This is a genomic window from Mycobacterium persicum, assembly GCF_002086675.1.
GTDB classification, from domain to species: domain Bacteria; phylum Actinomycetota; class Actinomycetes; order Mycobacteriales; family Mycobacteriaceae; genus Mycobacterium; species Mycobacterium persicum.
In genome coordinates, this window is sequence record NZ_MVIF01000007.1 from 90,892 (window position 1) to 99,015 (window position 8,124).

The window sequence follows — 8,124 nt, forward strand, 5'->3', positions numbered from 1 at the left end:
CATGGGGCTTCGCCTCACCACCAAGGTTCAGGTCAGCGGCTGGCGCTTCCTGCTTCGCCGCCTTGAGCACGCCATCGTGCGGCGTGACACCCGCATGTTCGACGATCCGCTGCAGTTCTACAGCCGTTCGGTCGGGCTCGGCATCGTCATCGCGGTCTTGATCCTGCTCGGGGCCGGGCTGCTGGCCTTCTTCAAACCCCAGGGAAAGCTCGGCGCCAGCAGCCTTCTGACCGACCGGGCGACCAACCAGCTGTATGTGATCGTGTCGGGACAGTTGCACCCCGTCTACAACCTGACCTCGGCGCGGCTGGTGCTGGGCAACCCGGCCAACCCCGCCACAGTCAAATCCTCGGAACTGAGCAGGATGCCGTTGGGTCAGACCATCGGAATCCCCGGCGCCCCTTACGCGACACCGGTTTCCGGGGACACCACCTCGACGTGGACCCTGTGCGACACCGTCGTCCGGCCCGGCGCCGCCTCCGCCGCGGTTCAGACGTCGGTCCTGGTGATGCCGTTACTGATCGATTCGTCGATAAACCCAATCGAGGCCAACGAGGCAACGCTGGCGACCTACCAGGGTCAAACCTGGATCGTCACCGCCAAGGGGCGCCACTCGATCGACCTCAGCGACCGCGCTCTCACTTCAGCCATGGGGATCCCCGTCACCGCCCAGCCGGTCCCGATGTCGGAGGGCATGTTCAATGCACTGCCCGCGATGGGCGCCTGGCAGCTGCCGCCAATACCCGGCGCGGGAACGCCGAATACCCTTGGGCTGCCGGATGATCTGGTAATCGGCTCGGTATTTCAGATCCACACCGACAAAGGGCCGCAATACTACGTAGTGCTGCCCGACGGCATCGCCGCCGTGAACGCGACGACGGCGGCGGCGCTGCGCGCGACCCAGTCGCATGGACTGGTGGCGCCTCCGGCGGTGGTGCCGAGCCTGGTCGTGCGCATTCCCGAACGCGTTTACGACTCACCGCTGCCCGCCGAGCAGCTCAAGATCATGTCCCGGCCGGACGAACCCACCCTGTGCTGGATGTGGGAACGCCGAGCCGGTGATCAGTCGCCGAAGACGACGGTCCTGTCCGGACGGCATCTGCCGATCCCGCCGTCGGCGATGAACAGCGGTATCAAGCAGATCCAGGGCACCGCAACGGTGTACATCGACGGTGGCAAGTTCGTCCAGTTGCAGTCCCCAGATCCCCGCTACGGCGAATCGATGTATTACATCGACCCGGAGGGGGTCCGCTACGGCGTCCCCAACGCCGATGCCGCCAAGGCGCTGGGCCTGGGTTCCCCGAAAACCGCTCCCTGGGAGGCGGTTCGGCTGCTCGTTGACGGGCCGGTGCTGTCCAAAGACGCCGCCCTGTTAGAGCACGAAACGCTTCCCGCCGATCCCAGTCCACGAAAAGTGCCCGCCGGAACACCCGGAGTCCCCTGATGACGACGAAGAAATTCACCCCGACCATCACTCGCGGCCCGCGGCTGACCCCGGGCGAGATCAGCCTCACGCCACCCGACGATCTCGGTATCGACATTCCGCCCTCGGGCGTTCAGAAAGTTTTGCCCTACGTGATGGGTGGCGCCATGCTCGGCATGATCGCGATCATGTTCGCCGGCGGTAGGCAGCTATCGCCCTACATGCTGATGATGCCGCTGATGATGATCGTGATGATGGTCGGCTCGCTGGCCGGGGGTTCCGGCGGCGGTGGCAAGAAGGTGCCGGAAATCAACGCCGACCGCAAGGAATACTTGCGTTACCTGGCCGGGCTCCGCGGACGGGTGACGTCCTCGGCCACCTCACAGGTGGCGTTCTTCGGTTACCACGCCCCGCATCCCGACGATCTGCTGTCGCTCATCGGCACCCAGCGGCAGTGGTCCCGGCCGGCCAACAGCGACTTCTACGCGGCCACCCGGATCGGGATCGGCGACCAGCCGGCCGTGGATCGATTGCTGAAACCAGCCGTCGGTGGCGAATTGGCCGCAACCTCCGCGGCACCGCAACCGTATCTCGAGCCGGTCAGCCACATGTGGGTGGTCAAGTTCCTGCGCACCCATGGGCTGATCCACGACTGCCCGAAATTGCTGCAGTTGCGCACCTTTCCCACCATCGCGATCGGCGGCGCGCGGCCGGGCGCTGACCGGTTGCTGACGGCCATGATCTGCCATCTGGCGGTGTTCCATCCGCCGGACCTGTTGCAGATCCGGGTCCTCACCGAAGATCCCGAGGACCCGGATTGGTCCTGGCTCAAATGGTTGCCGCACGTTCAACATCAGACCGATACCGACGCTGCCGGACCGGTCCGGATGATCTACACCCGCCCGGACGGTCTGGCCGACCTGGCCGCGCGCGGGCCGCACGCCCCCGACACGCTTCCCACCGGCCCCTATGTCGTCGTCGTGGACCTCACCGGCGGTAAGGCCGGATTCCCGCCCGACGGCCGGGCCGGTGTGACGGTGCTCACCCTGGGCAACCACCGCGGCTCGGCTTACCGCATCCGGGTCGCCGACGACGGGACCGCTGACGACCGTCTGCCGGGCCAGCAGTTTCGCCTGGTGACCTCGGTCGCCGACAGCATGTCACCGCAAGAGGCGGCCCGCCTTGCCCGCAAGCTGGCCGGCTGGTCGATCACGGGCACCATCCTGGACAAGACGTCGCGCGTCCAGAAGAAGGTCGCAACCGAATGGCATCAGCTGGTGGGCGCCAAGACCGTCGAGGAAATCACCCCCTCCCGCTGGCGGATGTACACCGACACCGACCGTGATCGACTCAAGATTCCCTTCGGCCACGAACTCAAGACCGGCAACGTCATGTACCTGGATATCAAGGAGGGTGCGGAGTTCGGCGGCGGGCCGCACGGGATGCTGATCGGCACCACAGGGTCCGGGAAATCCGAATTTCTGCGCACGCTGATCCTGTCGTTGGTGGCCATGACCCACCCGGATCAGGTCAACCTGCTGCTCACCGACTTCAAAGGCGGCTCGACCTTCCTGGGAATGGAAAAGCTTCCGCACACCGCCGCCGTCATCACCAACATGGCCGAGGAAGCCGAGCTCGTCAGCCGGATGGGCGAGGTGTTGACCGGCGAACTGGACCGCCGCCAGTCGATTCTGCGTCAGGCCGGGATAAAGGTCGGCGCGTCCGGCGCCCTCTCCGGAGTGGCCGAGTACGAGAAATACCGGGAACGTGGCGCCGACCTTCCGCCGCTGCCAACGCTTTTCGTCGTCGTTGACGAGTTCGCCGAGCTGCTGCAAAGTCATCCCGACTTCATCGGCCTGTTCGACCGGATTTGCCGGGTGGGCCGGTCACTGCGGGTGCATTTGTTGCTGGCCACTCAGTCGCTGCAGACCGGCGGTGTTCGCATCGACAAACTGGAACCCAACCTGACCTACCGAATCGCATTGCGCACCACCAGCTCCCATGAGTCCAAGGCGGTGATCGGGACTCCGGAAGCGGTCTACATCACCAACAAAGAGAGCGGTGTCGGGTTTCTACGGGTGGGCATGGAAGACCCCGTCAAGTTCAGCACGTTTTATATCAGTGGGCCGTATGTTCCGCCGGCGGGGGTCGACGCCAATGGCGACGGCAGCAAGGCCGGTCCGCAGATTCCCAAGCAGGCGTTGCGAATCCGACCGTTCACCGCAGCCCCGGTGCTTGAGGAGGCCTTGACGTCATGACCAGTACCGAGACACGCACGTTGCGCGAGGTCATCCTGGACCAACTCAGCACAGCCGAGTCGCGGGCGTACAAGATGTGGCTGCCACCGCTGACCGATCCCACACCGCTCGACGAGCTGGTCGCCCGCGACCGGCGCCAACCGCTGCGCTTCGCCCTGGGCATCATGGACGAACCGCGCCGCCACCTCCAGGACGTCTGGGGAGTCGACGTATCCGGCGCCGGCGGGAACATAGGTATCGGCGGCGCGCCGCAGACCGGGAAGTCCACCCTGCTGCAGACGCTGGTGATGTCGGCGGCTGCCACCCACTCACCGCGCAATGTCCAGTTCTATTGCATCGACCTCGGCGGCGGCGGTCTGATCTACCTGGAAAACCTGCCGCACGTCGGCGGGGTGGCCAGCCGCTCCGAGCCCGACAAGGTCAACCGGGTGGTCGCCGAGATGCAATCCGTGCTGCGGCAACGAGAAGCCACCTTCAAGGAACACCGGGTGGGTTCTATCGCCATGTACCGACAGTTGCGTGACGATCCGAACCAGCCCGTCGCGGCCGACCCCTATGGTGACGTATTTCTCATCATCGACGGGTGGCCGGCGTTCGTCAGCGAGTTTCCCGACCTGGAATTGCAGGTCCAGGACTTGGCCGCGCAGGGGTTGTCGTTCGGTGTGCACGTGATCATCTCGACGCCGCGGTGGACGGAGCTGAAGTCACGGGTCCGTGACTACCTGGGCACCAAGATCGAGTTCCGGCTCGGCGACGTTAACGAAACCCAGATCGACCGGATTGCCCGGGAGATCCCGGCGAATCGTCCGGGCCGGGCGGTGTCGATGGAAAAGCACCACTTGATGATCGGGGCGCCCAGGTTGGACGGCGTGCACAGCACCGACAACCTGGTGGAGGCGATGACCGCGGGGGTCGCGCAGATCGCGGCCCAGCACACCGACCAGGCGCCGCCGGTCCGGGTCCTGCCCGAGCGGATTCACCTGTACGAGCTCGACCCGAACCCGCCCGGGCCGGAGTCCGATTACCGCACTCGCTGGGAGATCCCGATCGGATTGCGCGAGACGGATCTGTCGGTGGCCCACGCGCACATGCACTCGAACCCGCACCTGTTGATCTTCGGTGCGGCCAAGTCCGGCAAGACCACCATTGCCCACGCCATCGCCCGAGCGATCTGTGCCCGCAACAGTCCCGATCAGGTGCGGTTCATGCTCGCGGACTACCGCTCGGGCCTGCTTGACGCGGTGCCCGACAGCCACCTGCTTTCCGCCGGTGCGATCAACCGCAACAGCGCAAGTCTGGACGAGGCGGTCAAGGCCCTGGCAGTCAACTTGAAGAAGCGGCTGCCGCCCACCGACCTGACGACGGCACAATTGCGCTCGCGTTCGTGGTGGAGCGGATTCGATGTCGTACTCCTGGTCGATGATTGGCACATGATTGTCGGTGCCGCCGGCGGCATGCCCCCAATGGCACCACTGGCACCGTTATTGCCGGCTGCGACAGATATCGGGCTGCACATCATTGTGACCTGCCAGATGAGCCAGGCATACAAGGCGACCATGGACAAGTTCGTGGGCGCGGCATTCGGGTCGGGCGCCCCCACAATGTTCCTTTCGGGCGAGAAGCAGGAATTCCCGTCGAGCGAGTTCAAGGTCAAGCGGAGGCCCCCTGGCCAGGCATTTCTGGTCTCACCGGAAGGCAAAGAGGTCATCCAGGCCCCCTACATCGAGCCTCCAGAAGAAGTGTTCGCAGCACCCCCAACCCCCGGTTAAGATTATTTCAATCGCGGCGAGGAGGTCCCGAGACCGCGGTAATCGGAGCCCAGCGCGGTGCTCTTCGTCGGGGTTTGTTTCCGGCTATAACTAAACGGTTTAACGGCTAGACGGTAAATACCAGGAGAAGAAATCGGCAAATGGAAGAAATGTCACACGCCGCCGCCGCTGCCGACATTGGCGGGCAAGTGAGCGATAACGCGCTCGGTGGTGTGGCAGCGGGTGCGACGGCGGTGATGTCGGTGACCGGGCTGGTGCCCGCGGGCGCCGACGAGGTCTCGGCCCAGGCGGCCGCGGCGTTCGCCTCCGCGGGCGCGCAGATGCTGGCTTCCAACAGCTCGGCCCAGGCCGAACTGCAACGGGCCGGAGACGCGGTCCAGGACATCGCCCGGACTTATTCGCAAGTGGACGACGGCGCCGCCGGCGTCATCGCCTAACAGGTCAACCAACCGACAGAGACAGCGCAACCAAAAGGAGTGATCGCCATGTGGTGGCACGCAATGCCGCCGGAGTTGAACACCGCGCGGCTGATGGCCGGCGCGGGCCCGGCTCCGATGCTGGCCGCAGCCACGGGCTGGGCAGCGTTCGCGGCCGCCTTGGATGCTCAGGCCGTCGAATTGACTGCTCGCTTGAACTCGCTGGGTGAAGCGTGGACGGGCGGAGGCAGCGACAAGGCGATCGCGGCTGCCCTGCCGATGGTGACCTGGCTGCAGACCGCCTCAACGCAGGCCAAAACGCGGGGCCTACAGGCCACGGCGCAGGCGGCCGCATACACGCAGGCGATGGCGACCACGCCGTCGCTGGCCGAGATCGCGGCCAACCACATCACCACCGCGATTCTGATGGCGACCAATTTCTTCGGCATCAACACCGTGCCTATCGCCTTCAATGAGATGGACTACTTCATCCGCATGTGGACTCAGGCCGCCCTGGCGATGGACGTCTACCAGGCCGAGACCCTGGCTAACACGCTCTTCGAAAAGCTCGAGCCGATGACCGCGATCCTCGACCCGGGCATGAGCGGCCAGAGCATGGTGGCGAGCCCGGTCTTCGATATGGCGTCACAGGTCACCGGCGTACCGGCCAGCCAGCTTCAGGCGACGGCGGGCCAGCTCGCCGAGGCGAGCGGGCCCATGCAGCAGCTGACCCAGCCGATGCAACAGTTGACGTCGATGTTCAGCCAGACCGGCGGCATGGCCGGCAGCAATCCGGCCGACGACGAGGCTTTGCAGATGGGCTTGGTCGGCACCAGTCCGCTGTCCAACCATCCGCTGGCCGGCGGATCCGGCGCCAGTATGGGTGCAGGTTTGCTACGCGGGGAAGCGCTGCCCGGCGCCGGCGGGACGTTGGCCCGCACCCCGCTCATGAGCGAGCTACTCGATAAGCCTGTCGGCCCGGCCGTGCAACCGGCCGCCGCTGCGGGGTCCTCAGCGACCAGCGGAGCGGCCCCGGTCGGCGCGGGCGCGATGGGGCAGGGAGCACAAACCGGCGGTTCTTCCCGACCGGGAATGGCCGCACCGGCCACGCTCACCCAGGAGCGCAACGACGCAGACGAAGACGACTGGGACGACGAGGACGACTGGTGACCGTCGCCGCAGACAACAGACTTCCCGGCCACCCGGGCCGGAAGACTTGCCAACATTTTGGCGAGGAAAAGAAAGAGAGAAAGTAGTCCAGCATGGCAGAGATGAAGACCGATGCCGCTACCCTCGCGCAGGAGGCAGGTAACTTCGAGCGGATCTCCGGTGACCTGAAGACGCAGATCGACCAGGTCGAGTCAACCGCTGCTTCGCTGCAGGCCCAATGGCGTGGTGCGGCGGGCACGGCGGCCCAGGCCGCGGTGGTGCGCTTCCAAGAGGCGGCCAACAAACAAAAGGCTGAGCTCGAGGAAATTTCGACGAACATTCGTCAGGCCGGCGTCCAATACTCGAAGGCCGACGAGGAGCAGCAGCAGGCGCTGTCCTCACAAATGGGCTTCTGACCCCCAATTACCACAAAGAAACGGAGCAATAGGACATGACAGAGCAGCAGTGGAATTTCGCGGGCATCGAGGCCGCGGCCAGCGCAATTCAGGGGAATGTCACCAGCATTCATTCCCTTCTCGACGAAGGCAAGCAGTCTTTGACCAAACTGGCTGCGGCCTGGGGCGGTAGCGGTTCGGAGGCCTACCAGGGTGTCCAGCAGAAGTGGGACGCCACCGCGCAGGAGCTGAACAACGCGCTGCAGAACCTCTCGCGCACGATCAGCGAAGCCGGTCAGGCCATGGCCTCGACCGAGGGCAACGTAACGGGGATGTTCGCATAGGTAACACCCTATTCGCGTACAATACCGAAGCACGAGATCGGGCGAGTTCAACCCTTTTGGGGATCTCGCCCCTTCTCGTGCTTTGTCCTATTATTGGCGAACTTCTGAGAGGTTCTCATGCCGGCCGACTATGACAAACTCTTTCGGCCCGCTGAAGGTTCGGAGCCACCAGAAGAAGAGCACACGGAATCGTACTTCGATGCGAGTTCGCCGTATCCACCGCCCGCCAAACCCAATGGCGACACTCCGGCGACGCCGATCGACTGGTCGCAGCCGTTTGCCCCGGCCGCAGCGACCCCGCCGGCACCGTCGGTAGCGACGCCACCGCCGCCACCGAAACCGCCGCTGCCCCCCATGCCCATCGGCGGAC

General features: G+C 65.1%; 8 protein-coding genes. All 8 read left to right on the top strand.

Going from position 1 to position 8,124, the window contains the following annotated elements:
• Window position 1 precedes the first annotated feature (1 nt).
• Window positions 2-1,444, top strand: coding sequence for a type VII secretion protein EccB (gene eccB, locus BST40_RS04355; RefSeq protein ID WP_075549736.1), 1,443 nt, complete (start codon window positions 2-4; stop codon window positions 1,442-1,444).
• Complete coding sequence (gene eccCa / locus BST40_RS04360; protein ID WP_075549735.1) at window positions 1,444-3,681, top strand: type VII secretion protein EccCa; 2,238 nt, start codon at window positions 1,444-1,446, stop codon at window positions 3,679-3,681. Before eccB ends, eccCa begins: the two co-directional genes overlap by 1 nt.
• On the top strand, window positions 3,678-5,450 hold the full coding sequence (gene eccCb / locus BST40_RS04365; protein ID WP_083153567.1) for a type VII secretion protein EccCb: 1,773 nt from the start codon (window positions 3,678-3,680) through the stop codon (window positions 5,448-5,450). The genes eccCa and eccCb overlap by 4 nt, the downstream gene beginning before the upstream one ends.
• Before the next feature lie 140 nt (window positions 5,451-5,590).
• A complete protein-coding gene (locus BST40_RS04370; protein ID WP_075549733.1) occupies window positions 5,591-5,887 on the top strand; it encodes a PE domain-containing protein in 297 nt (98 codons plus the stop codon).
• Between the two features lie 48 nt (window positions 5,888-5,935).
• Complete coding sequence (locus BST40_RS04375; protein WP_075549827.1) at window positions 5,936-7,036, top strand: PPE family protein; 1,101 nt, start codon at window positions 5,936-5,938, stop codon at window positions 7,034-7,036.
• A 92-nt stretch (window positions 7,037-7,128) separates the two neighbouring features.
• The gene (gene esxB / locus BST40_RS04380) at window positions 7,129-7,431 is read left to right on the top strand and encodes a type VII secretion system ESX-1 WXG100 family target CFP-10 (RefSeq protein WP_023368929.1); all 303 of its coding nucleotides are present in this window, start codon (window positions 7,129-7,131) and stop codon (window positions 7,429-7,431) included.
• A gap of 35 nt (window positions 7,432-7,466) precedes the next feature.
• Window positions 7,467-7,754: a type VII secretion system ESX-1 WXG100 family target ESAT-6 gene (gene esxA / locus BST40_RS04385; protein ID WP_023368930.1), complete on the top strand. Its 288-nt coding sequence runs from the start codon at window positions 7,467-7,469 to the stop codon at window positions 7,752-7,754.
• A gap of 117 nt (window positions 7,755-7,871) precedes the next feature.
• The coding region (locus tag BST40_RS31030; protein WP_425270690.1) for an ESX-1 associated ATP-binding protein EpsI N-terminal domain-containing protein at window positions 7,872-8,124 on the top strand (253 nt) is incomplete at its 3' end.

Coding starts and splice junctions, on each gene's coding strand:
- eccB (WP_075549736.1), top strand. CDS start 2: ATGGGGCTTCGCCTCACCACCAAGGTTCAGGTCAGCGGCTGGCGCTTC.
- eccCa (WP_075549735.1), top strand. CDS start 1,444: ATGACGACGAAGAAATTCACCCCGACCATCACTCGCGGCCCGCGGCTG.
- eccCb (WP_083153567.1), top strand. CDS start 3,678: ATGACCAGTACCGAGACACGCACGTTGCGCGAGGTCATCCTGGACCAA.
- BST40_RS04370 (WP_075549733.1), top strand. CDS start 5,591: ATGGAAGAAATGTCACACGCCGCCGCCGCTGCCGACATTGGCGGGCAA.
- BST40_RS04375 (WP_075549827.1), top strand. CDS start 5,936: ATGTGGTGGCACGCAATGCCGCCGGAGTTGAACACCGCGCGGCTGATG.
- esxB (WP_023368929.1), top strand. CDS start 7,129: ATGGCAGAGATGAAGACCGATGCCGCTACCCTCGCGCAGGAGGCAGGT.
- esxA (WP_023368930.1), top strand. CDS start 7,467: ATGACAGAGCAGCAGTGGAATTTCGCGGGCATCGAGGCCGCGGCCAGC.